This window comes from Alphaproteobacteria bacterium (assembly GCA_030740435.1).
Taxonomy (GTDB): Bacteria; Pseudomonadota; Alphaproteobacteria; order UBA2966; family UBA2966.
This window is the reverse complement of record JASLXG010000086.1, coordinates 1-23,247: the sequence shown is the minus strand read 5'-3', so window position 1 is coordinate 23,247 and position 23,247 is coordinate 1. Positions and strand designations below refer to the sequence as shown.

Annotated in this window: 20 protein-coding genes and 1 pseudogene; 5 read left to right on the top strand and 16 right to left on the bottom strand. The window is 65.2% G+C overall.

Annotated features, from left to right (window positions below):
* Positions 1 to 135: 135 nt before the first annotated feature.
* Positions 136 to 1,224 (top strand): SO_0444 family Cu/Zn efflux transporter, encoded by a 1,089-nt coding sequence (locus QGG75_10135; GenBank protein MDP6067591.1) that lies wholly within the window; start codon positions 136 to 138, stop codon positions 1,222 to 1,224.
* Here the strand turns inward: QGG75_10135 and QGG75_10130 are convergent.
* The 3 genes from QGG75_10130 to QGG75_10120 form a co-directional block, all read right to left on the bottom strand.
* Complete coding sequence (locus QGG75_10130) at positions 1,221 to 1,418, bottom strand: hypothetical protein (GenBank protein ID MDP6067590.1); 198 nt, start codon at positions 1,416 to 1,418, stop codon at positions 1,221 to 1,223. The genes QGG75_10135 and QGG75_10130 overlap by 4 nt on opposite strands.
* 34 nt (positions 1,419 to 1,452) lie before the next feature.
* Positions 1,453 to 1,731, bottom strand: a complete 279-nt coding sequence (locus QGG75_10125) for a FeoA family protein (protein MDP6067589.1) — start codon at positions 1,729 to 1,731, stop codon at positions 1,453 to 1,455.
* A 173-nt stretch (positions 1,732 to 1,904) separates the two neighbouring features.
* A complete protein-coding gene (locus tag QGG75_10120) occupies positions 1,905 to 2,405 on the bottom strand; it encodes a hypothetical protein (protein ID MDP6067588.1) in 501 nt (166 codons plus the stop codon).
* Positions 2,406 to 2,587: 182 nt separating this feature from the next.
* On the opposite strand from QGG75_10120, the gene QGG75_10115 reads away from it, so the two are divergent.
* A complete protein-coding gene (locus tag QGG75_10115) occupies positions 2,588 to 3,559 on the top strand; it encodes a protein kinase family protein (protein ID MDP6067587.1) in 972 nt (323 codons plus the stop codon).
* 356 nt (positions 3,560 to 3,915) lie between these two features.
* On the opposite strand, the gene QGG75_10110 is transcribed toward QGG75_10115, so the two are convergent.
* From QGG75_10110 to QGG75_10095, 4 genes are all read right to left on the bottom strand, one after another.
* The gene (locus QGG75_10110; protein MDP6067586.1) at positions 3,916 to 5,094 is read right to left on the bottom strand and encodes a cyclic nucleotide-gated ion channel; all 1,179 of its coding nucleotides are present in this window, start codon (positions 5,092 to 5,094) and stop codon (positions 3,916 to 3,918) included.
* A gap of 412 nt (positions 5,095 to 5,506) precedes the next feature.
* Positions 5,507 to 6,343 carry an ABC transporter permease gene (locus QGG75_10105; protein ID MDP6067585.1) on the bottom strand — a complete coding sequence of 279 codons (837 nt, stop codon included), beginning with the start codon at positions 6,341 to 6,343 and terminating at the stop codon, positions 5,507 to 5,509.
* 3 nt (positions 6,344 to 6,346) lie between these two features.
* Entirely contained in the window at positions 6,347 to 7,327 is a 981-nt protein-coding gene (locus QGG75_10100) for an ABC transporter permease (protein MDP6067584.1), read from the bottom strand.
* 94 nt (positions 7,328 to 7,421) lie between these two features.
* Positions 7,422 to 8,714, bottom strand: coding sequence for an extracellular solute-binding protein (locus QGG75_10095; GenBank protein ID MDP6067583.1), 1,293 nt, complete (start codon positions 8,712 to 8,714; stop codon positions 7,422 to 7,424).
* A gap of 107 nt (positions 8,715 to 8,821) precedes the next feature.
* On the opposite strand from QGG75_10095, the gene hydA reads away from it, so the two are divergent.
* Positions 8,822 to 10,279, top strand: coding sequence for a dihydropyrimidinase (gene hydA, locus QGG75_10090; GenBank protein MDP6067582.1), 1,458 nt, complete (start codon positions 8,822 to 8,824; stop codon positions 10,277 to 10,279).
* A gap of 87 nt (positions 10,280 to 10,366) precedes the next feature.
* Here the strand turns inward: hydA and QGG75_10085 are convergent, their stop codons facing one another.
* The 9 genes and pseudogenes from QGG75_10085 to QGG75_10045 all read right to left on the bottom strand — a co-directional run bounded on the left by QGG75_10085 (position 10,367) and on the right by QGG75_10045 (position 21,507).
* The gene (locus tag QGG75_10085) at positions 10,367 to 10,846 is read right to left on the bottom strand and encodes a hypothetical protein (protein MDP6067581.1); all 480 of its coding nucleotides are present in this window, start codon (positions 10,844 to 10,846) and stop codon (positions 10,367 to 10,369) included.
* 94 nt (positions 10,847 to 10,940) lie between these two features.
* The gene (locus tag QGG75_10080) at positions 10,941 to 12,359 is read right to left on the bottom strand and encodes an amidase (protein MDP6067580.1); all 1,419 of its coding nucleotides are present in this window, start codon (positions 12,357 to 12,359) and stop codon (positions 10,941 to 10,943) included.
* Entirely contained in the window at positions 12,356 to 13,429 is a 1,074-nt protein-coding gene (locus tag QGG75_10075) for a hypothetical protein (GenBank protein ID MDP6067579.1), read from the bottom strand. The genes QGG75_10080 and QGG75_10075 overlap by 4 nt, the downstream gene beginning before the upstream one ends.
* Positions 13,430 to 13,840: 411 nt before the next feature.
* Positions 13,841 to 15,586: pseudogene (locus tag QGG75_10070) on the bottom strand (hydantoinase B/oxoprolinase family protein).
* Positions 15,587 to 15,597: 11 nt separating this feature from the next.
* Complete coding sequence (locus QGG75_10065) at positions 15,598 to 17,673, bottom strand: hydantoinase/oxoprolinase family protein (protein MDP6067578.1); 2,076 nt, start codon at positions 17,671 to 17,673, stop codon at positions 15,598 to 15,600.
* A gap of 7 nt (positions 17,674 to 17,680) precedes the next feature.
* Entirely contained in the window at positions 17,681 to 18,364 is a 684-nt protein-coding gene (locus tag QGG75_10060) for an isochorismatase family protein (GenBank protein MDP6067577.1), read from the bottom strand.
* An 82-nt stretch (positions 18,365 to 18,446) separates the two neighbouring features.
* Positions 18,447 to 19,079, bottom strand: a complete 633-nt coding sequence (gene upp / locus QGG75_10055) for a uracil phosphoribosyltransferase (GenBank protein ID MDP6067576.1) — start codon at positions 19,077 to 19,079, stop codon at positions 18,447 to 18,449.
* 32 nt (positions 19,080 to 19,111) lie between these two features.
* Positions 19,112 to 20,251 (bottom strand): DUF1688 family protein, encoded by a 1,140-nt coding sequence (locus tag QGG75_10050; GenBank protein MDP6067575.1) that lies wholly within the window; start codon positions 20,249 to 20,251, stop codon positions 19,112 to 19,114.
* 11 nt (positions 20,252 to 20,262) lie between these two features.
* On the bottom strand, positions 20,263 to 21,507 hold the full coding sequence (locus tag QGG75_10045) for a GTP cyclohydrolase II (protein MDP6067574.1): 1,245 nt from the start codon (positions 21,505 to 21,507) through the stop codon (positions 20,263 to 20,265).
* 173 nt (positions 21,508 to 21,680) lie between these two features.
* On the opposite strand from QGG75_10045, the gene QGG75_10040 reads away from it, so the two are divergent.
* Both QGG75_10040 and QGG75_10035 read left to right on the top strand, forming a co-directional pair.
* A complete protein-coding gene (locus tag QGG75_10040) occupies positions 21,681 to 22,529 on the top strand; it encodes an alpha/beta hydrolase (protein ID MDP6067573.1) in 849 nt (282 codons plus the stop codon).
* The coding region (locus QGG75_10035; protein ID MDP6067572.1) for a CoA transferase at positions 22,526 to 23,247 on the top strand (722 nt) is incomplete at its 3' end. The genes QGG75_10040 and QGG75_10035, both read left to right, overlap by 4 nt.

Here is a 23,247-nt window from a genome sequence, read left to right as displayed (position 1 = left end):
GGATCGTTCCCGACCCAGGCTTGACATTGGCCCGACCCGGGCCACACATAGGCCTGCGAAGTCGGGGATTCCACGACCCGCCGCCGGTGCTGCCCGGTGGCGGGAAAGAGCGGGGCCATAGGCTTGGAGGCAGTGGTGGAATTGCTCGGCAACATTCTTGGGCTTTATCTGGAAGCCGCGCCGTGGCTGCTGTTCGGGCTGGTGATGGCCGGCGTGATCAAGGCCTGGATGCCGGAAACCGGGGTGCAGCGCTGGATGGCCGGCGAGGGCCTGGGCGCCACCGCCGGCGCCGCCCTGCTGGGGGCGCCCCTGCCCATCTGCTCCTGCGGCGTACTGCCGGCGGCGATCGGCCTGCGCCGGGCCGGCGCCTCACGCCAAGCGACGGTTTCCTTCATGATCTCGACGCCCGAAACCGGCATCGATTCAGTGGCGGTGTCGTATGCGCTCTTGGGGCCGTTCATGGCCGTGGCCCGCCCCGTCGCCGCGGTTGCCAGCGCCCTGATGACGGGCCTGGCGGTGGGTTTGGTCAAGGAGGCGCCTGATAGGGCCAAGCCGGCGGCAGCGGCGGCAGCGGCGACAGAGGCGGAGACTGCGTCGGGCTGCGCCGACGCCTGCTGCGGCGAGGCGGTTGCCGCCCCGCCGGCTGCATCGGGCCTGGCCGGAAAGCTGCGAAAGGTTGCCGATGGCGTGCGGTATGCGCTCACCGACATCCTCGACGATTTCGTGCTCTGGCTCGGCATCGGTCTGGTGATCGCAGGCATCGTCACCACCTATGTGCCCGGGCAGGCCCTGGCGGAGTGGGGCAGCGGCCCCTTGGCCATGGGTGTGATGCTGCTGGCCGGCATCCCCATGTACATCTGCGCCACCGCCTCGACCCCGCTGGCCGCCAGCCTCCTGCTGGCCGGCGTCTCGCCTGGCGCGGCCATGGTCTTCCTGCTGGCCGGGCCGGCCACCAACGTCGCCACCCTGGCCGTCGTCAGGAACGAGATGGGGACGCGGACCATGGTGATGTACCTGGTCGGCATCTGCCTCACCAGCGTCGCCGCCGGCCTGGTGGTCGATGGCCTGGTCGCCGGCCTGAACGTCGATATGGCGGCGGAAATGGTGGAAACCGAGTTCGTGCCCCAATGGCTGGCGCTGACCTCGGGGGTAGTGTTGGCACTGCTGGTGTCGAGGCGCTTGTTCAGCCGGATCGGGCCGGCGCTGCTGGGCCGGACTGCTTAACCCGCATTTCTCACCGGGTCACGGCCGGCCTGGTCGGGTTTGTTTTTGCTCGCGCAATCGTCAGCCTGGGAGCAGCCCGGGCAGCCGTCCGAGGTTCCCGAAGGCAAAACCTGGCGCTTGACGTGGCGCACCACCAGGACCAGGCAAATCGCCAGGACGACGCCGAGAACGACCATTTCGATGGTTGCATCCATGATCGCCTCCCCTGCTACTGCGGTCAGCGGCCCATCAATCTTCGGCCTTCAGCATGACCTTGCGGGCATCTTCGTTGCGCAGGCTGAGATTGTAGCCAAGGATGGTGTAGACGCGCGGATCACCCATCGGCGCCGTGTGTTCCAGCGAAACCTCGACACCCGAGACGACGCCCATGGCCGACAACCGGCGTTTCAGCGAAATACTGCTCTCGATACCACCGACATAGCCCTTTTCACCGGGCCGCAAGTCGGCCAAGGTGCGGCCGTTGGCCGACCGCTCCAGAACTTCCCCGCTGCTTCCCACCGTGTTCATCGTATACCCCTGTATCCTCCCCTGTATCCAAGGACAAACCCGTAATCTCCGCGCCTATCTCCAGACATCCAACGGAATGCGAATGATTGTCGATAACGCGAATTACATCATGAGCAAACAGCACCAGGAGTCAAAGGAATATTGACCTGACCCTGGTCAGGAGGGAATACGCGCTAGGTTCCCGTCCCGGGAATGATACCGCGTTCCTCGAGATAGGCTCTGAGATCGAGAGGGGAGTCCGTGGTCAGGAATTTCTGCCAGTCGAAGTCGGGATATCTCTCCATCAAGGCCTCGACCAGCAGGCTTTCGTCCGACGCCTCTCTGGCCCGGCGCATCCTGACCAGGCCGTAGATTGCCGCCAGGCCGGCCGCACCCAGCAGGATCGGCCCCCAAGGCCCGAGCCCCAGGCCGAGATCCAGGCCAAACCTTTTGCCGCTCCAGATGCTGCCGGCGGCCAGCCCCGCCTTGCTTCCCGTGGCGTCGGCGCCGACGGCGGCGGACTTGGCCGCCGAGCCGGCCGCCGCGGCCTTTGCGCCGGCCCCGCCCTTGGTCGTCACCGCCGCGGCCTTGAGGGGGCCTACGACCTTGGCATCGGCCATGTAGTCGAGCCGCTCCGCCAGGGCACTCAGTTCGCCCGGGGATTTCGTTGCCAACAACTGATTCAGGGATACCATGCACGTACCAGGCAATTTTTCGACCGCCGTCAGGGCCACAGTAAGCGAGCCGGCGCGCTACAGCATCGGTCTTGCCAAGAATGGCGTTTGCCGCCATTTTTCCCCTGCGCGGGCGCTGAGTTTCTTGGCGTTCGCAGCAACTTGCGGGCTAGCCGCCGCGGCGCGGGTTCCGGGAACCGGCGGTGACCTATCCGACCATCAGCGACTTCGTCACCGCCGTGCGCAACGCCGCCGGGCGGTTCGCCAAACTCGAGGTCAAGCCGGTCGTCGACGACAACGGCAATCCGGTGTTCGTGGCCGGTAATTTTGCCGCCGTCTTCAAGGCCACAGTGGCGCCTGGTGACCAGTTGGTGGCGATCAAGATGTTCACCCGCGATTTGCCCCAACTCCAGCGCCGCCAACAGATGGTGGTCGACCTCGTCGAGCGGCTGGGGGCGAGGCACCTGGTCGATATCGGTTTCATGCCCGACGAGATCTTCGTCACCTCGATGATCGCTTCGGGTAATGAATTCCCGGTGGTGCTGATGCCCTGGATTGAAGGCGAGACCATGGGCTCGGCGGTCAAGCGTCTTTGCCACAAGCTGCATGGCAAGGGATTGGCGGCGTTGACGCGGGCCTGGGCCAGCATTTGCCTCGACATGCTCGGGAAGGGTATCGCGCACGGCGATTTGAAGCACGACAACGTGCTGGTGACGCCCCAGGGGCAGCTCCGGCTGATCGACTACGATTCCTTCTTTGCGCCGCCGCTCAAAGGCCTGCCATCGGTGCTGCTGGGGGGCAACAGCTTTCAGCATCCGCGTCGCGACAGCCGCCATTTCGACGCCACGCTCGATCATTTCTCGATGCTGGTGTTCGCGCTCTCGCTGCGGGCGCTGACCCTGGACCCGGGACTTTATGAGACTTACAACACCGGCGAGAACTTCATTCTGAGCCGCGAGGATTTCGTCGCCCGGGCGCCCACTGCGCTGACCGGCCGGCTGCTCGAAAGCTCCGACAGCCTGGTGCGCAAGTGGACCGATCTGCTGCTCAAGATCCCGCGCTCGGGATCGATCGCGGTGCCTGGGATGAAGCAGGTTTTACGCGACGCCCAGCGGGTCACCGAGGAACCCGTTTCGGGCAGGCAGGGCGGAGCGTTCTCTTTCCTCGGCAGGTGAAGGCGGAGATGGCGACAGCCCGCTACAACTGACAGTATTGCGCTCTGTCCCTGAGCACCGCCACGGCAAGGGTGCGGCGCTCGTTTCGGTCCCGCTCCAGTTCGATATCGACGTGAGGTGGATAGGTCGGCAGACTGACGAGCCGCTTTACCACCCAGATGCTTCGCGGCTGCCCAACCCTCTCGAATCGGGTTCCAGGTTGCAGCGAAGCATCTTTAGCTATGCCCACAGCCATGGCGTTACCCTGGCACGGGTCTTCGAGAGGTACAAGCCTGACACTGATCAGACGGCACAATTCATGAATTTGGTACCGTGCGTACTGGCCTACCCTCCGAATTGATCATTCGGATTCGGTATCAGTCCCGGCTTCGCGCGGCCGGCGTTTCGGCCCCGAGCTCGGCCCGACGTTGCTCCGCGATACGGTGCATGGCCTGGCCCATGTCCTGGTTGCTATCCATCATCCTGCGGAAGTCATCGGCGGTGAGTTCGAGGAGCTGACAGCTCGAGTCGGCTACCACGGTGGTGGTGCGAACATCTCCGGAAAGCAGCGCCAACTCGCCGAAGAAATCGCCGGCCCCCAACAGCACCGATGGTGTCAGCGCCACCCGCACCTCGCCCGAGGTGATGAAGTACATGCAGTTGGCCTCGTCGCCCTGGCGCACAATGACCTCGCCGGGAACGGCCAAGCGGGGCCTCAGGATGCTGACGATTTCGGCGATGCGGACGGCCTCGAGCTTCGAGAACAGCGGCACCTCCGCCACCATCGACCAACTGACGACGAAGTCACGGCTGCGTACCGCCTGGGCGAAGCCCGAGGCCAGGATGCCGGCCGGCATGGCGAACATGCCGACGCCCAGCAGGGTAACGACGGCGCCCAACAGCTTGCCCAGCGGGGTGATCGGCGCGATGTCGCCGTAACCCACCGTGGTCAGGGTCGCCACGCCCCACCACATGGCGTGGGGGATGGAGGCGAAAGCTTCGGGCTGGGCCTCGCGCTCGACCAGGTAGACCAGACTCGAGGCGAAGACCAGCAACACCAGCATGACCGTGCCGGCAGCCAGCAAGGCGCGGCGTTCGGCGTAGAGCACCGCCCCCACCAGGGAAAGCGCGGCGGAGTGCCGCGTGAGCTTGAGGATCCTGAGCAGGCGAAATACCCGCATGAAGCGCAGGTCGACGGCAAAGAACATGGCCAGATAAAAGGGCAGGATCGAGATCAGGTCGATCAGCGCCATCGGCGTCAGCATGTAGCGCAGTCGCGTCGACCAGGGTGCCTGATCCTGGCGGCCCGGTTGCTCGGTGGAGGTCCACAGACGGCCGAGATACTCGACCGTGAAGATCACCACCGAAATCGTTTCGAAGACCTCGAAGAAGCGCTGATAATCCGTCACCAGATCCGGCACCGTCTCGAGCACGACGGCCGCCACGTTGGCGGCGATCAGGCTGACGAGCAGGATTTCCGAGATCTTGGCGACCGGATCGCGGGCTCTGACGCCCTCCAGGATTTCATAGAGCCGGGTTTTGAAGTCCGCCGCCATAATTCATTCTCTGGCCGCAAAAAAAATATTCCAATTCACACGAACACTTGTGGGATGTCTTTGCCGCTTTTGAAAAAGGCTTCGGAGTCCCTGCCTGGGGAAACAATAGAACAACGCCGCTCGCTATCCCAGAGGGCTAGCCCGCATTTCTCACCGGGTCACGGCCTGCGTCGCCCCCAGGTGATGCGATCCGGAAGGAAAAGGTCGATGAGCGTAGTGGGACTACGCTCTTCGACCTTTTCCGTAGCGGGCGCGCGGTTGGGGGCGACCCTTCGGACGGCGCTGTGGCGCCGACAGGCTGCGTTGCGCTGCTTGCCCGATGTCCCACATCGCACGGCGTAGCGCGCCTACCCTGTCGACGCCACAGCGACGCGCAGGCCATGACCCGGTGAGAAATACGGGCTAGATGACGCTAACGCGAGCGGCGGTAGAGGATGGTGTAGATGCCCAGAAAAAGGCCGATCATCAGCAACGAAAACACCGTCGACGCGGTGCCTAACGCAAACAGCGTCGGGCGGATGCGCTGGGTCATGGAGGCGTTGATGTCGAGCGGCAGAGTATTGAACTCGCCGGCCAGCAACGTGGTGCGGGCGAATTCGTCGTAGGAAAGCGTGAAGCCGAAAAGCCCCGCGGCCACGATGCCGGGCGTGATCAGGGGCAGCGTCACCTCTTTGAAAACCGTCCATTCGCTGGCGCCCATGTCGCGGGCCGCCTCCTCCAGGCTCGAATCGAAGCGGTTGAAGACCGCCATCATGACCAGGAAACCAAAGGGCAGCGTCCAGACCACATGCACGCCCAGCGCCGAGGACCACCAGTTGGGCGGGATGCCGACCTGCTTCATCAGCGAGGCCAGGCCCAAACTCAGCAATATGCCCGGCACCATGAGCCCGGCCATCACCGTATAGAAGAGCACGCCGGCGCCGAAGAAGCGCTTGCGAAATGCCATGGCCAGCATGGTGGAGAAGAGCGCCGTGATGACCATGACGATCAGTGCCAGCATGATGGAACGGCCCATGGCGCCCTGCAGATCGCCCACCGTCGAGGGCTCGATCAGCTTTTCGTACCAGTAAAGACTGACGCCGCGCATGGGAAAGCTGGTGCCGCCCCGCCGCCCTTGGAAGGAGAGCACGAACATGGCAATCATGGGCCCGTAGATGAAGATCAGAAAGATGGCGTAGTAGACGCTGTAGCCGCCCTTGACGAAGGCCTTGCGCCGGCGCTCAGGCGTCCAACGACGCTTCGCTGCCATCTCCTACAACTCCTTCCTGATGTCGACGAGCTTGAGGATGATGACCACGCCGATCATCATGCTGAGCATCAACATCAGCGCGTTCACCGCCGCGAAGGGATAGTTGGCGATGGCGTAGTAGTTCAGGATCACCGTGCCGGTGGTGCTGGTCTTGCCGCCGTAGACCACCACGGCCGTGGCGAACTCGCCCATAATCATAACGAAGATGAAGATCATGCCGATGGCCACGCCGGGCAGCGACAAGGGCCCGATGATCTCGCGGAAGATCTGCAAGGGCGTCGCCCCCATGTCGCGGGCCGCTTCCAGGATGGCGTTGTCGATCTTGGCTAGGGAAAAGAAGATCGGCCCGACGCACAGCACTACGTAAAGCTGCACCAGGGCCATGGTGTAGCTGAACTCGGAATAGAGCAGGAAGGTCACCGGCTTGTCGATGACATCGATGGAGAGCAGGAATTTGTTCAACAAGCCGCGCCGCCCCAGCATGGGCATCCAGGCCACGGCGCGGATCAGGTAGCTGGTCCAGAAAGGCACCATGCAGACGAGAAAGAGCGCCAACTGCCATTTGAAGGACTGCACCTGCATGGCCAGGAAATAGGCGATGGGGTAGCCCAACAGGAGGCACAGCGCCATCACCACGATGGTGAAATAGAAGGTTGAGCCCAGCGTGCGGATAAAGACACTGGGCTTGAGATAGTTGCGGTGCTCGGCCTCGAAGAAGCCTTCGTTGTAGAAATAATCGCCGTAGTATTGCAGCGTCAGGTCCGGCGTCATGCCGCTGCCGGTCGAGGTCCAGAAGCTGAAGGTGATGATGCTAAGGAGCGGCACCACGAGAAAGATCAATAGCCAAAGCGCCGCCGGGGTAATCAACCAGCCCACCGGAAAGCCCGCCTCGCGGCGGATCTTGCGGGCTGCCTCGATGGCGCCCGAAGGTACCGGCTGGATACCGATCAAGCCCGAGTGCTGCGTGGGTGCGGGTTGCTGCATCACCTGGTCATGGCCGTCAAAAAGACGGGCCGGCGCGGTGCAGCCGCCCGGCCCGCCGATTACCCCCGGGCCGGGGCCCGGGGGAACTTCGTGATCAGGCGTTGAGGAACTCGGTCCAGCGCTTGACCAGGTAGTCGTTCTCGTTCATCAGCGAGTTCCAGACGGCGATGTTCTTGAAGCGGTTCCAGTAGGAGCCGCCATCACGAATCTCGCCCTTGGGAACGATGATGGTGCCGAAGGGATCGGGCAGCTCCTTGGCCGCCGGCTTGCCCTCGTACCAGTAGTCCCACTCCGCCGGCTCGAGATGCTTTTTGACGTTCTCGGGCACCGACATGTAATAGCCCTGACGGGCAACGAAGGCTCCGGGCCAGCCGCTGAGCCACCAGTTGATGTACTCATAGGCCTGATCGAGCCGCTTGCCCGTGGTCTTGGCCGAGATCGAGAGGCAGCCGTGCCAGCCCCGCATGCCCTCCTTGAGGAAGGCGTATATGCACTTGACACCCTCGGCCTTGATCGCCGTCACCGCCGGTGACCACATGCTTTCCAGCACCACCTCGCCCGAGACCATCAGGTTGACCGACTGGCCGAAGGTCTCCCAGAAAGCGCGGAAGTGGCCTTCCTGCTTCTTCTTGATGAGGAAATCGATGAGGAAATCGATCTCCTTCTTGGTCATGTTGCCCTTGTCGCCGAACTTCATCAGGCCCAGCGCCTCGACGCCCATGGCGGCGTCCATGACGCCGATCTGGGGCACGTTGAGGAGCGCCACCTTGCCCTTGAAGTCGGGACTGAAAAGCTCGGCCCAGCTCTCGATCTTGCGACCCGTTTCGTCGGGGTTGTAACCGAGCGAATCGGCGTTGTGCCAACCCGGCAGGGCGGTGATGTAGCGCGACGGGCCTCTGACCCGATTGCCGCTGGCGTCGACCCAGAGATGGCGGAAGGGGGCATCGCCCTGGCCCTCGTTCGATTCCGGCGTCAGCTTGCCGGTCTTGGCGAGGTCGGTGACCTTGTCCCATTCCTTGATGCGCTTGGTGTCGATGGGCTGCCAGACCTTGGCCGGCACCATCACGTCGAAATCGTTGTAGTAGCCTTCGGCCACCTCGTATTGGTCGTTCTGGTTCAGCATCTTGCCGAACATGGCGCCATAGCCCAGCGCCTGGCCCCGCACCGGGAACCCCAGGTCCTTCGAGGCCCGGCCCTGGATCTCGTTGATGATGCTGACGCCAAGGCCGACGCTGCGCACCGGGTCCGCCGCCTGGACGATTGCGGGAAAGCCTGCAACTGCCGCTCCGGCGGCCACTGCGCCGGCGGTGCCGACGGTGCCAACGAACTCGCGCCGCGTCAGGCCCTTGATCTTCGTGTGGGTTGATTTCGCACCAACCTTCGCCATCATACCCCCTCCTGTGGATTCATTTTGCTGCTGCGTCCTCCCTTGGGACCTGGAAATGATACTCTAGACGCAAGGGAATGGAAACGCCGTGAACCGGGGAGGCTGAGGTGAGCGTACTGATCAAGAACGGCCGTATCGTCACCGCCGTCGACGACTATCATGCCGACATCTTCGTCAGCGACCAGAGCGTCGACCTGATCGGCCACGACCTGGCCATCGAGGCCGGCACCGTGATCGACGCCCGTGGCAAGCTGGTGATCCCCGGCGGCGTCGATCCGCACACCCATCTGGAGATGCCGTTTGGCGGCACCGAGACCTCGGACACCTTCGAGACCGGCACCCGGGCGGCGGCCTTCGGCGGCACTACCTGCCTCATCGACTTCGCTATCCAGACCAAGGGAACCTCGGCGCTGGATGCGCTCGACACCTGGCACGCCAAGGCGGCCGGCCGCACGGCCATCGATTACGGCTTTCACATGGTCATCACCGACATGCCGGAAAGCCGTGCCCCCGAGATGCGCCGCCTGGCCGACGAAGGCGTCACCAGCTACAAGCTTTTCATGGCCTATCCGGGCGTGCTGCTGTCGGACGACGGCACCATCTTCCGCACCATGCGCCAGGCCGGCGAAGACGGCACGCTGGTCTGCATGCACGCCGAAAACGGCATCGTCATCGACGAGTTGGTCAAGACGGCCCTGGCCGGCGGTCACATCGAGCCCAAGTACCACGCGCTGACGCGCCCCACCCGCCTCGAGGCCGAGGGCGTGCACCGGGCGCTGGCCATCGCCGAGGTGGCCCGGGCGCCGGTCTATATCGTGCACCTCTCGAGCTATGACGCCCTGCAGGAGCTGCGCCTGGCCCAGGCCCGCGGCGTCATGGCCCACGCCGAAACCTGCCCGCAATACCTGCTGCTGGACATCAACGATTACGACCAGCCGGGTTTCGACAGCGCCAAGTTCGTCCTGACGCCGCCGCTTCGGGAAAAGTGGAACCAGGAGGAGCTTTGGAAGGGGCTGCGTGGCAACGCCCTCAATGCCATCTCGACCGACCACTGCCCCTTCTGCCTGAAGGAGCAGAAAGAGCTGGGGCGCGAAGACTTCAGCTTGATCCCCAACGGCGGCCCCGGCGTCGAGAACCGCATGAGCCTGATCTACCACTACGGCGTGGGCAAGGGCTTCATCGACCTCAACCGTTTCGTCGAGCTGACCTCGACGGCGCCGGCCAAGATCTTCGGCCTCTTTCCCAAGAAGGGCACCATCGCCGTGGGCTCGGATGCCGACATCGTGATCTTCGATCCCGAGCACGAGGAGACCATCAGCTACTACAACGCCCGCACCCACCACATGAACATCGACTACAACGCCTACGAGGGCTTCACCGTCAAAGGCTTCACCGAGACCGTGATCTCACGCGGCAAGGTGGTCGTCGACCAGGGCGAATATTTGGGCCGTCCCGGCGACGGCCGTTTCCTCAAGCGCGGTCCCTACGGCGGCTTCTACCACAACACACGGTCCGACATGCGCACCGGCACGCCGCCGCAAGCGTTGTCGCGGGCGGCCGATTAGGGCGGGCGAACAGCAAAAAAACACCCCCTCCCCGGCCCTCCCCAGCAAGCGGAAGAGGGAGCAGGATGTGATGACGGATGGAGAAAATTAGATGCCGGCTGTGCCGGCCGGCCGGGCCGGGCGGATGATCTTCAAGAGCCAGAAGATGACGCAAAAGATGCCGGTCAGCACGACCAGGGCGACGACGGCCGCCAGCCGCGTGCCGAAGCCGGCGCCCAGGTCGTAGCCCGGCTGCAAAAGATAGACGCAGAGGATCTGCACCGCCTGCAGGGTGGCGCCGCCGCTCATCAGGATGGCGGTGAAGGTCGATCCCCGGAGCGAGCTCAGCACCATGGATTCGACGCTTTGTTCGGCCACGATGTGCACCCGATAGGCGTGCCAGTGGTAGGCGCAAAAGCCGATGATGCCGATGATCAGGGCGGCCCAGAAGATGGCGTTATCGAAGCTGATGCCGTTGATCACCAGCGTGAACAGGGTCTCGAAGGGCCCATAGAAAAAAAGGAATATCAGGACGACGATGAAGACGACGAAGCCGACGAGCGTCCAAAACCACTGCCAACCGCCCATGGTGTCTGTGCCCCCTGTCTTTCTTTCCTGCCCCGCGATACCAACCGCCGATTTATAGCCGATCGAAGGCTGGGGTGAAATCCCCGAGACCGCCCTACTCCGGCTCGGGCGGACGCCGTTTGTGCCAATCCGTCGCCTGCTCGTAGGTATGAGCGGCACGCAACAGCGCCGCGTCCTCGAACCACTTGCCGGCCAGCATCAAACTGGTCGGCAGGCCGTCGGCCGTGAAGCCGCAAGGCAGCGCGATGGCCGGCTGCCCGGTCAGGCAGGCCAGGCGGGTGAAGTTCGAGAGCACGGCGCGGCCCTCGACCTCACGGCCGCCGACCTCGAGATTGCCGGTCTCATTCGAGACCGCCGGCAGCGGCGTGGTCGGCGTGGCGATCAGGTCTATGTCTTCCAGCAGCGTCGCCATCTCGGCCCGGATGCGGGCCTGGTCGCGGCGTGCCTTGAGATAATCGACGGCGGAATAATCGCGCCCGAGCTTGAGCCTGGGGGTGACATCGGGCGAGAGCTTGTCACCCTGCTCGATCACCCGGGTCTCGTGCACGGTGTAACATTCAGGCAACGCGAGGGCGTTCCAAACGTCGGAGAACTCGGCGGCGAAAGGCGGGTCGATCTCGCGCACTTCGGCCCCCAGTTCGCCCAGCAGGCTAATCGCCCGGCCCACGTTGGCTTCGATATCCGGGTGCAGGTCGTCGAAAAAGACCCTCTTGGGCACGCCCACGCGCAGACCTTTGAGATCACCCTCGAGCCCCGTGGTGTAATCCTCGATCCGGGCATCGCGCGTCGACGGATCGCGCGGGTCCGAGCCGGCGATGGCCTGTAGCAGCATCGCCGCATCGCGTACCGTCCAGGCCAGCGGCCCGCCGTGGTCGAAGCCCTCGACCAGCGGGTAGATACCGTGGCGGCTGGCCAGGCCGTAGGTCTGCTTGAGGCCGACCACACCGCAAAAAGAGGCCGGAATGCGCACCGAGCCGCCGGTATCGGTGCCCAAGGTCCCGGGCACCAGCGAGGCCGCCACGGCCGAGGCCGAACCGGCACTGGAGCCGCCGCAGGCACGCTCGGGATGCCAGGGATTGCGCGCCGAACCAAAATGCGGGTTGATGCCCACCGGCCCGAAGGCAAACTCTTGCAGGTTCAAGAGGCCGACGATAACGGCCCCGGCCTGGCGCAGCCGGGCAACGCTGGTGGCGTCTTCGGCGACCGTCTCGGAGAAAACTTGCGAGCCGCAGGTGCGCTCGATGCCGGCCACCTGGAAGAGATCCTTGACCGCCAAGGGGACGCCGTGCAACGGCCCCAGCTTGGCACCCGCCGCCAACGCCGCCTCGGCCTCGCGGGCCGCCGCCAGCGCTTGCTCGGGATAGACCGAGATGAAGGCCCGATAGTGGCCATTCAGCCGTTCGATGCGCGCCAGCGAGGCTTCGACCGCCTCGAGCGGCGAGATTTCGCCGGCGGCGATGCGCCGGGCCAACTCGGCCACGCCGAGACGCGTCGGTTCCTGGTTTGCGCTCATGCCGCCGCTCCGGGTACGGCGACGATCAGCAAGATGCCGTAGACGATGACGAATATGGCGTCCTTTATGGCCGGCACGGTCTGGTGATCGGAGCCGCGTGTGGCGATCAGCGAGATGATTTCCAGCACGAAGAAGATGATAGCCAGACCGAAGAAGGGCCAGATGGTGCTCCACCAGGAAAGCTCCTCGGGGGCCTTTACTTCTTGTACCGCCTGCCAAATCAGCAACAGGATCGGCAGCGCGACAAGGTAGGCGTAGGCCACCAGGAATCGATACCGCGTGAGCTTGCGATCGACCAGCCAGAACACCAGGAAAAAGAGCACAAGGCCCAGAAAATCCCAGAACATGGCGTCATACTTGTCGCCGGCTTGGGACTGGTAGAGGTTCAAGAATCCGAGGAAAAGAAGGAACGCCAGGGCGTCGCAAAATAGCCATTCGCGCACCGTTTCGGCGGCGCCCTTGGCGCTCCAGGCCCGGCTCGCCTTGTCCAGCAGCAGCACCAGCGCCACCGCCATGGTGGCGGGATAGACCAGGTAAAGCACCAGCGTGTACTGGTCGGACGGGGGCAGGTAGATCCAGTTGAGCAGCAAAAAAGCCAGTGCCAGGCCCAGCAATCCCAACAGCCGAAGCGCCGAAGGCGTCTCAACCGCTGCCTGTGCCTCAGCCGCCGACTCGGCCGGCGCTGTCACCACGACCTGGGCCACGGCAGCCGCCTCGCGGGACTGGCAGTGCAGACGCACGAACACCGAGATCACGAACACCGCCAAACCCAGCCCAGCGGCCACCAGCATGACGATGAGGAAGATCAGCGAACGCAGATCGAGCTGCCAATCCGCGGTGGCAAGGAACTGCCAGACCAGGATGGCGCCGACCAGTAGCAGCAGCCCGGCAGCGAGTATGAATTCGTACCAGCTTGGCGAATAGCCGGCTTCTTCGCCCTCGGCGGCGGCGAGAGCGGTGGCGGTGGTCCGCCGGGCGTACTGGGCAATGAGGTAGATGAGGAACGCCAGCACGCCGACCACGGCGATGGCGATCATCACTTCGACGAAGATCAGCGAGCGCTCATCCATCAGGTGCGTCCATCGCAGTACCCCCTAGGAGCTGCCCAGAAGGGCGCCGGCGCAGCGCCGCAGGCTGTCGTCGGCCGCCGCCTCGAGGCTGCGCCCCAAGGTCAAGGCGCTGCCGCCCGGCGCCCTGCCGGTCTCGCGGGCCTGGGCGCCGTTGGCGCGTATTTCACCGACCACCTCGACGCTGCCGCCGTTTTCGCCGTGACTGATGATGTCGAAGGACCAATCGTCGCCATAGGCTTGCTGCAGGCGTTTTACGATTTCGGTCGTGGATGGCGCGGGCGGGCTGGGCGGCGAAGGCAGCGAAGACGGCGCCGGGGTTACAGCGGCCGGCGGCGCCGGCGCCGGGGCTGGCCTTGGCGTTGGCGCCGGCAAGGGCTCAGGCGCCACCGCGGTGCCGTCCGCCATCTGGCGGCGTAGCGCCTCGGTGGCGCTGACGTCGACGCTTTCGCTTTCCAGATCGACGACCACGCCATAGATCTCGCGGGCCTGTTGGGGCGTGCAGAAATCGTCGAGCACGTCTTCCAGCACCTTTTCCGCCGGCCGTTCCAGGGGCTCGCCGTAGCCGCCGCCGCAGGGCCCGTAGAAAACGTGCACGTCGCCCTCGCGCACCCGCATTTGGGAGAACTTGGCCGGCATCTCGGTGCGCTTGGTGGGGTCGGCGATATTGAAGATCTCGACCCGGCCAGTGGCCCCGGGCTGGCCGCCGAAGATGCCCCAGGGCGGATCCTCGTGGCGTTCGTTTTCGTGGGTGATATAGCCATCCCCCAGCAGGCGCTGGGCCTTGACCACGCCGAAGCCGCCGCGCTGGCGCCCGGCGCCCGGCATGGCGTCGTCGCGCAACTCGTAACGGTCGCAGATCATGGGCAGGTGCATGGCCAGATCTTCCAGCGGATTGTTGCGCGTGTTGGCCATCAGGGCGTCGATGCTGTCGGGCCCGTCGGAGCGTGGCCGGCCGCCGTAGGAGCCCTCGTTGACCTCGAGGAAAACCCAATAATCGCCGCCTGGACGCACCCCGGTATAGGCCACGAAGGAAAGCACAGCCGAGGAGCCGGCGATGATATCGTCGGGCAGCACCGGCGCCAGGGCCTTGTAGATCAGGTCGATCATGCGGTTGATCTGGCTGAAGCGGGCCTCGGCGGCAGCCGGGAAGTTGGGGTTGTAGATGGATCCCTTGGGGGCGAACACTTTGATAGGCCGGAACGAGCCCTGGTTGGAGGGCACCTTGATTTCCGAGGTTTCGGCATCCAGCAGCAGCGAGCGGATGGCGCAAAAGCAGGCCACCTTGGTCGAGCCCTCGAAAGGCACGTTGAAGCCGGTTTCGACCTGGTCGGCGGAACCCGTGAGGTCGATCTCGATGCCGTCGCCTTCGACGCGGACGCAGACCTTGATGGGCAGGTTGACGCCGCGGTTCCGGCCGTCGTCGTCGAGGAAGCCTTCGGCCCGGTACTCGCCGTCGGGGATGGCGGCGATGCGCTGGCGCAGCACGCGTTCGGTGTAGGCCATGAGCTGCTGCGTCGCCGCCAGCACGGTGTTCAGGCCGTAGCGCTCGATCAATTCCTGGAAACGCCGCACGCCCAACCGGGCCGAGGCGATCTGGGCCTCGATGTCGCCCTGGAGCTGCGGTGCCGCCCGGCTGTTGCGGCCGATGAACTGCCACAGCGCCTCGTTGCGCTTGTCGCCCTCATATAGCTTGGTGCCAGCGAACAGCATGCCCTCGGCGTAGACGTCGGGGATGTCGATGATCAGGCCCGGCGTGGCCGCCCCGATGTCGAGGTGGTGGGCCGTGTTGGCGGCGAAACCCACCAACTGCCCGGCGTGGAAGATGGGAATGACGATGCCGATGTCGGGCGAATGGCTGGAACCGTGGTAGGGGTGGTTATGGATGACCACGTCGCCCTCGTTCCAGCGCCCGCCCTGCAGGGTCTGCTGGATGCCCTCGAGATAGCCGGGCAGCGAGCCGATATGCAGCGGCGTCGATTCGGATTCGCAGAGCGTGTTGAATTCCTTGTCGAAAAGCCCGGCCCCCAAATCCTGCGATTCGCGGATGATCGAGGAAAACGACATGCGATAGAGGATGTGGCCCATTTCCTCGGCGATGGTATCCAGCGCGCCCGAGATGACCTGCAACGTGATGGGATCGAGATCTGTCTCTGCCATCGAACCGTTCCCTAGTTGCCGCGGCTGATGCGCAGGTTGCCGTGTTCGGTAACCTGGGCGGCATGGCCCGGCGGCACCAGCGTGGTCGAGTTGTGCTGGATCAGGATGGCCGGCCCGGGCACGCTGTGGCCGGCCCGTAACTGGCCGCGGTCATAGCGCGGCGTCACGATGGTCTGGCCGTCGTCGAAGGTGGTTTCGCGGCTGTAGAGCAGCGCCCCCTCGATGCCGACGCCGTTGGCCTGTGCCAAACGCGCCACCTCGAGCGGTGTTACGTGTTCCATGCCGATGACGCGGACGGTGATCAGTTCGACCTCGCCCTCGTCGAAGGCGTAGCCGTAGTCCAGGCGGTGCTGTTTGTGGAAATTGGCGACGATGTCGCCCGTGTTGCCGGGCGTGATCTCGGCCTCGGGCATGGTGGCCCGAAGCTCGAAGCCCTGGCCGGCATAGCGGCACTCGGCGATGCGTTCGAAGTGCTGGTGCTCGGCCGCCACGCCGTCGTTCTCGAGGTCGCGCCGGCATTCGGCCAGCAGCTCGGCCACCAGCTTGTTGATGCGCGCCAGGCTGTCACCATCGGTGTGGCTGAGCGAAGTGATCAGAGAGCGCGCGTGCTCGTACTGCATGTCGGTCTGCAAAAGACCCATGGCGGCGGTGATGCCCGGTGCCACGGGGACGATGACGTCACGGGCCGCCACCGCTTCGGCCAAAGCTACGCCGTGAAGTGGCCCGGCACCACCGAAGGGCATCAACGAGAACTCTCGCGGATCGACGCCGCGGGCCACCGAATTGGAACGGATGGCGAGCGCCATGTTGGAATTTATCACCCGGATCACGCCCAGCGCCGCCTCGGTCACGGAGACCCCCAGCGGCCGGGCCAGCTTATCCTCGACCGCCCGGCGCGCCAGATCGGCGTCCAGCGGCAAGTCGCCGCCCAGCATCTGGTCGGCATCCAGACGCCCCAGCACCACCTGGGCGTCGGTCACCGTCGGTTCCTGGCCACCGCGGCCATAACACGCCGGCCCCGGTTCGGCCCCGGCCGAGCGCGGCCCGACGTGGAAACCACCCGCCTGGTCGACGAAGGCGATAGAGCCGCCGCCGGCGCCGATGGTCACCAGATCGATCATGGGGATCAGTATGGGATGGCCGGCTACGTAGGAATCGCGGGCGTTCATGATCTTGATGCGGCCCTCGGGGATGGTGCTGATGTCGGCCGAGGTGCCGCCGATGTCGACCGTGATGACGTTCTCGGAGTCGCACAGGCGGCCCTCGGAACGGCCGCCAATGACGCCGCCGGCGGGGCCCGACATGAGCATGGTGACGGCGCGCCGCGAACAGCTCTCGACGGTCGAGATGCCGCCGTTGGACTGGATGATGCGCAAGTTGGCGTGAAAGCCCTCGGCCCCCAGTTTGTCCCGCAAACTGGTCAGATAGGACGCGGTCTGGGGCCCGATAAAGGCGTTCATGGCGGCCGTCGAGAAGCGTTCGTATTCGCGCAGCACGTTGGCCACTTCGCTCGACGCACTGACGAAGACGCCCGGCATCTCGCGCTCGACGATCGCTTTGGCCTGGCGCTCGTGTTCGTCGTTGAGGAAGGAAAAAAGAAAGCCGATGACCACGGCTTCGAGGCCGCGGCGCTTGAAGACCTCAATGGCCGCCCGCACCTCGTCCTCGTTCAAGGGCGTCTCGATGTGGCCATCGGGCGGCAAGATGCGTTCGCTGACAGCGATGCGGTTGCGGCGCTTGACCAGGACCCGGTTCTGCCAGGGCACCTCGAAGTGGAGAGAAAAATTGTGCGGCCGCTTGTGCCGCCCGATGTGCAGGATATCGCGAAAATTCCGCGTCGTGATCATGCCCACCTCGGCACCGCGGTGCTCGATGGTGATGTTGGTGGCGACGGTGGTGCCGTGGACGATGAGCTCGACGGCCTCGGGCCGGGTGCCAGCCATCTCGCAAAGTTCATTGAGGCCCTTGAGCACGCCGATGGACTGGTCCTCGGGCGTCGACACGACTTTGTGGAAGAAAACGCCGCGCTCCGATTCCAACACCAGATCGGTGTTCGTGCCGCCGACGTCGACTCCTACCCTGGCCATGGCCGCCTCAGTCGTTGCGCAGCTCGAGGCCGTCGAGGTAGTCGAGGACGGTCTCGACGGGCTCGACGTCGCCGAACTTGGCATCGATGTCGAAGAGGTTCCATTCCACGACGCCTGCCACCCGGTCGCCCACCGCCTGGCGCACCACGATGGGCCGGAAGCCCTCGGCAATGGCGTCCTCGGTGGTGTGGCGCACGCAGCCGGCCATGGTGACGCCGGTGATGATCACGGTGTCGACCTGCCGCGCCCGCAGGAATCCGGCCAGATAGGTGCCATGGAAGGCGCTGGCGCGTTTCTTGACGATGACCTGCTCGTCGGCCTCAGGCGCGATGCGGTCGTCGATCTGGCAGTCCTCGGAGCCCAATTGCAAGAGCTCGGCCGGGATCTTCTTGTGCCACAGCCCCATATCGGAATTGGGCCCTTCGGTGACGTTGTAGGCGGTTGTCGTATAGACGATGGGGATGCGCTTGGCCCGGGATGCCGCCAGCAGATCCTGCACGGCGGGGATGATGACGTCCATGTTGTCGCAAGAAAAGGCGTAACCCGGCCGCGTCCAAGCGTTGGCCAGATCGATGTTGATCAGCGCCGGGCGCTGGCCGAAGCCAATGCGGCGCTGGAAGCCGCGATCCTGGTAGAGCTCGGAATCGGCGGCGAAGATCTTTTCCAGGGCCTTGGTGATGTCGTCGGACATGGCGCTGTTCCCCCCGGTGAATGACCCCCGAGGCTAGCACCGGGCGGGGCGGCGAGTCGATGCCGTGAGCGGCCCGTGACCGCTATTTGGTGCCGTACATGCGGTCGCCGGCATCGCCCAGGCCCGGCAATATGTAGCCGTGGTCGTTGAGCTGACGGTCGATGGCGGCGGTCACCATCGGCACGTCGGGATGCTCGGAAACGAAATTCTCGATGCCCTCGGGGGCGGCCAGCAGGCAGGCGAACTTGAGCCGCGTGGCGCCGGCCTCCTTGATGCGGCTGACGGCGGCCACGGCCGAGTTGCCGGTGGCCAGCATGGGATCGACGACGATGCAGACCCGGGCCTCCAGGGCCTCGGGCGCCTTGAGGTAGTATTCGATGGGCACCAGGGTCTGGGGGTCGCGGTAGAGGCCAACATGCGCCACGCGGGCCGAGGGCACCAGGTCGAGCATGCCTTCCAACAAGCCGTTGCCGGCCCGCAGGATCGAGACGAAGCAAAGCTTCTTGCCCTCCAGCACCGGCGCCGACATCTCTTCCAGCGGCGTCGTGATGGTGGTGTTCTTGAGCTCCAGGTCGCGCGTCACCTCGTAGGCCAGCAACAGGCTGATCTCGCGCAGGAGCTGGCGGAACTGCGCCGTCGAGGTATCCACGGCGCGCATCAGCGTGAGTTTGTGCTGGATCAGCGGATGATCGGCGACTGTTACGTTTTCATGCATGGGCTGTCCCCCCTACGAACGCCTCGATAGATTTAGAACAGCGTGCCGTCGCTGTCGACTGCGATGGGCGGCCGGCCGCCGCGCATCGAAGCGGCCAGGCGCCGCCCGGCGGCCCAGCTGCCGCCCTGCAACACGGCGCCCAGCGGCAGCTCGGCCGGCCCCAGACCCAGGCGCTCGCGGACCAACGGCGCCAGCCGGTCCAGCAGCGCCACCGTCAGCGCCCGCCATTCCACCACCAGCTCGCTATACGCCGGCCAGGTCTGGGTGAGTGTGGCGCTGTTTCGCGCCTCCAAGACGCCGCTATCGATAAAGAGGCCGCCGTTTCTGTATTCGGCCAGCCCGGTCAGGCCATCAGGATCGGTGATCGTCAGTCCCGCATGCTGCAAGGGCTCGATCAGCGAATAGCTGAGCCATTGCGAAAGCTTGTGGAAGGGGATTAGGCCGCCCGGCGCCTGGGCATGGCAGCCCACGTCACTCAACGCCAAACCCTCGAGCACGGCAACGAGAATTGCCCGGGCCGGCAAGCGGCCTTCCTTGGCCTCGCCGACGAGCTGGTCATAGAGCTCGCCGGGCCGCGATCCCCGGGCGGCAAAGGATCGGCCGAGCCCATTCAAAACGGCGGCCCGTCCGACCAGTCCGACCAGTGGGTTCTGATCCGAGACCTGGAAGGCGCGGCCGAGATCGGCCGCCGTGAACGCGGCCAAGGCGGCCACGTCGGCGCGCAGGGGATCGCTCTCGGGATGCTCGCTGAGGCTGCCGGATGCGAAGAGCCGCAGGCTGGCCAGCGCCAGGCCCTCGGAACGGCCGAGCACGAGGTCGGTTTCGCCGTCGTGGTAGCGCCAGGTGGCCCCCGCCCCGGCATCGAGCATCACCGAAACGATGGCCAGTTCGAACTCGGCCCGAGCCCGAGCCGGGCGGCCGAGGTCAGGTTTTCGGGCCAGGATCTCGGCCCAAAGATCGCGGCCCGCCAGTTCGAAATGGCGCCAGCGACTGTGCAGCGGCACCCGCAGATCGGGATAGGTCTCCTTGGTCACCTCGGCGACCAGCGAGGCCGCAGCTTCGAGGCGTTCGGGCACAAGGTGGAAATGCGCCAGCGCATCCTCTTCGGCCAGGGTCAGCAGTGCGGTGCAGCGCTCGCGCACCGCCTCGGGTGTCGCCAGGGCTGCTTTCACCCCAAGGTGCGTCACCCGAGGGTGCGGCCCGTCACGCCGGCCAGGGTTTCGGCGTCCTCGGGCTCGTCCTCGACGTAGTAGCCGGCCGCCTTCTTGGCCGCCATCTCGACGGCGGCATCACTGGGCACCAACTCGTCCGGGATTTCGACGCGCTCGCCGACGCTGATCTCTTGCGCCGTGATGGCGTCGTGCTTGAGATCCGACATGGAGACGAAACGGTCGATACGCGAGACGCCCAACCAGTGCAGCACGTCGGGCATGAGTTCCTGGAAGCGGGCGTCCTGGACGCCGGCCACGCATTCGGTGCGCTCGAAATAGGTGGCCGCGGTGTCGCCGCCGTCCTGGCGCTTGCGGGCGTTGTAGACCAGGAATTTGGTTACTTCACCGAGCGACCGGCCTTCCTTGCGGTTATAGACGATGAGGCCGACGCCGCCCTGCTGGGCCATTTCGATGCAGGCTTCGATGCCGTGGATCAGGTAGGGCCGGCAGGTGCAGATGTCGGAGCCGAAGACATCGGAGCCGTTGCATTCGTCGTGCACCCGGCAGGCCACGGGATAGTCGGCATCGGGCAGGTGCGCCGGGTCGCCGATGATGTAGGCGGTCTGGCCGCCGATGGGCGGCACGAAGACCTCGAGGTCGGAGCGCGTCACCAGTTCGGGGTACATGCCGCCGGTGTGTTCGAAGAGTTGGCGGCGGAGATCGGTCTGGTCGACGCCGAAGCGCTGGGCCAGGCCGGGCAGATGCCAGACCGGATCGATGGCGGCTTTGGTCACCCGCACCTCGCCCTCGTCGGTCAGCACCCGGCCGTCGGGCTTGAGCCGGCCGGCCGTGATGGCCTCGCGGATCTCGGCGATGCCGAGCCGGGCCTGGGTCACGGCGATGGTGGGGCGAATGTCCATGCCGGCGGCCAGCTCGGCGGCAAAGACTTCGCCGATCAGGTGGCCGTAGGGATCGAGCGAGACGATGCCCCCGGCGCCTTGCCATTGCGGATAGGGGCCGATCTCGACCACCGGATGGGTGTCGGTGAGGTCGGGCACGTGGCCGGGATCGAGATGGCCCGACGATACGGCCAGGGCCCGGTAGAGCGAATAGGAGCCGGCGTGGGTGCCGATGGCGTTGCGTTGTTCGGCATCGGTCAGCGTCGCCACCACCGGCCCGCGTTCGGCCGCCGTTGCCGCGCCCCAGGTGACGGCCGGCGGCGCCACCGTGCCGTGCGGGCGGTGGGAAGTGAGGATAATGTGGCCTTTGCCCGACATGGCGAGCTCCGCTCAAAAGAGACGTTGGGCCGCGAAAAAACGTGAAGGATGACGGATTTTGGTCCTGAATTCAATAACTTCGGGTTAATTCGCAGGGCGCCGTGCCGGCCCTGGGATTCGCCCTGAAGCCAAGCTAAGCTTTGGCTACCAAAGCCCAACCCGGGAGCCCGAAGATGCCCGTCGCATGGATCAACGATCACGAGATGTACTACGAGGTTCACGGCAGCGGCGTGCCCTTGCTGTGCATGACGGGCTGGGGCACCTTCTGCCACGGCAATACCGGCCTGATGGCGCGCGGCCTGCTGGAGAACTACCAATGCATCGCCTTCGACCACCGCGGCCTGGGCCTCTCGGGCGACAATTACTCGCAACGCCCCACCATGCGGCTTTATGCCGACGATGCGGCGGGGCTGTTGGACCATTTGGGGCTCGCCAACGTGCATATCGTCGGCCTGGTGGGCATGGGCGCCTGCATCGGCCAGGAAATGGCCATCAACCGTCCCGATCTGGTGCGCAGCATGACCAACATGGGGGCCTGGGCGCATTGCGACCCCTATCTCCACGACATGCTGGAGATGCTGCGCGAGGTGCACCGCGCCATGGGCTGGGCCGAATTCCAAAAGCAGGTGACGGTGCTCTCGTTCCTGCCCGAGTTTTATAACCAGAACAAGGCACGGCTGTTGGGCCCGGACGGCGGCTGGGCCGACCTTTACGGCCGCTACGAGGCGCATTCTCGGCTGATCGATGCCTGCCTCAGCCACGACACGCGCGAGCGTTTGCACCTGATCCAAGCGCCCTCGCTGATCCTCCATGCCGGCCAGGACAAAGTGAATCCGCCGCGCACCACGCTACCCCTCGAAGAGGGCATCCCAAATGCCCGGGGCGTGCTGATGGAGGACGTGGCCCACGTGGTAGCGGGCAAGGAGCAGAAGAAGCGCTTTTGCGAAATCCTGCTGGGCTTTTTGGCCGAGGTCGACGCGGCCACAGAGCCCGGCGCCACGGGCACGGAGAGTTCCCGATGACCATCGCAGCCAAAGAGCGCGATCAGCGGCTGAAGGGGCCGCTGGCCGGTATCCGGGTGATCGAGATGGGCCAGTTGCTGGCCGGGCCCTTCACGGCGTCCAGGCTGGCCGACTTCGGTGCCGAGGTCATCAAGGTGGAGACGCCGGGCGCCGGCGATCCCATGCGCGAGTGGGGCCATCACCGCTACCAGGGGAAGTGTCTCTGGTGGCCCATCCTGGCCCGCAACAAGAAATCGGTGACGGCGAATTTGCGCGAGGAGAAGGGCCAGGAGATGGTGCGCAAGCTGCTGGCCGGGGCCGACGTGTTGATCGAGAACTTCAAGCCCGGCACCATCGAAAAGTGGGGTCTCGGCCCCGAGGCGCTGCACGCCATCAACCCCGGCCTGGTCATCGTGCGCATTTCGGGCTTCGGCCAGACCGGGCCCTATTCCTCGCGGCCGGGCTTCGCCAGCGTCGGCGAGGCCATGGGCGGGCTACGCTACATCAACGGCTTCCCCGACCAGCCGCCGCCCCGGGCCGGCATCTCGCTGGGCGACACGCTGACCGGCATGTTCGCGGTCCAGGGCTGTTTGATGGCGCTTTACTGGCGCGACGCCCTGGGTGGCGGTCGTGGCCAGGTGGTGGATGCCTCGATCACCGAAAGCTGCTTCGCCTTCATGGAAGGGGCGCTGCCGGAATACCAAAAGCTCGGCGTCATCCGCGAGCCCTCGGGCACTGG

What these genes read in the sequence shown, in the direction of transcription:
- QGG75_10130 (MDP6067590.1), bottom strand. Translation starts at nt 1,418, where the DNA reads ATGGATGCAACCATCGAAATGGTCGTTCTCGGCGTCGTCCTGGCGATT.
- QGG75_10125 (MDP6067589.1), bottom strand. Translation starts at nt 1,731, where the DNA reads ATGAACACGGTGGGAAGCAGCGGGGAAGTTCTGGAGCGGTCGGCCAAC.
- QGG75_10120 (MDP6067588.1), bottom strand. Translation starts at nt 2,405, where the DNA reads ATGGTATCCCTGAATCAGTTGTTGGCAACGAAATCCCCGGGCGAACTG.
- QGG75_10110 (MDP6067586.1), bottom strand. Translation starts at nt 5,094, where the DNA reads ATGGCGGCGGACTTCAAAACCCGGCTCTATGAAATCCTGGAGGGCGTC.
- QGG75_10105 (MDP6067585.1), bottom strand. Translation starts at nt 6,343, where the DNA reads ATGGCAGCGAAGCGTCGTTGGACGCCTGAGCGCCGGCGCAAGGCCTTC.
- QGG75_10100 (MDP6067584.1), bottom strand. Translation starts at nt 7,327, where the DNA reads ATGCAGCAACCCGCACCCACGCAGCACTCGGGCTTGATCGGTATCCAG.
- QGG75_10095 (MDP6067583.1), bottom strand. Translation starts at nt 8,714, where the DNA reads ATGGCGAAGGTTGGTGCGAAATCAACCCACACGAAGATCAAGGGCCTG.
- QGG75_10085 (MDP6067581.1), bottom strand. Translation starts at nt 10,846, where the DNA reads ATGGGCGGTTGGCAGTGGTTTTGGACGCTCGTCGGCTTCGTCGTCTTC.
- QGG75_10080 (MDP6067580.1), bottom strand. Translation starts at nt 12,359, where the DNA reads ATGAGCGCAAACCAGGAACCGACGCGTCTCGGCGTGGCCGAGTTGGCC.
- QGG75_10075 (MDP6067579.1), bottom strand. Translation starts at nt 13,429, where the DNA reads ATGGATGAGCGCTCGCTGATCTTCGTCGAAGTGATGATCGCCATCGCC.
- QGG75_10065 (MDP6067578.1), bottom strand. Translation starts at nt 17,673, where the DNA reads ATGGCCAGGGTAGGAGTCGACGTCGGCGGCACGAACACCGATCTGGTG.
- QGG75_10060 (MDP6067577.1), bottom strand. Translation starts at nt 18,364, where the DNA reads ATGTCCGACGACATCACCAAGGCCCTGGAAAAGATCTTCGCCGCCGAT.
- upp (MDP6067576.1), bottom strand. Translation starts at nt 19,079, where the DNA reads ATGCATGAAAACGTAACAGTCGCCGATCATCCGCTGATCCAGCACAAA.
- QGG75_10045 (MDP6067574.1), bottom strand. Translation starts at nt 21,507, where the DNA reads ATGTCGGGCAAAGGCCACATTATCCTCACTTCCCACCGCCCGCACGGC.
- QGG75_10040 (MDP6067573.1), top strand. Translation starts at nt 21,681, where the DNA reads ATGCCCGTCGCATGGATCAACGATCACGAGATGTACTACGAGGTTCAC.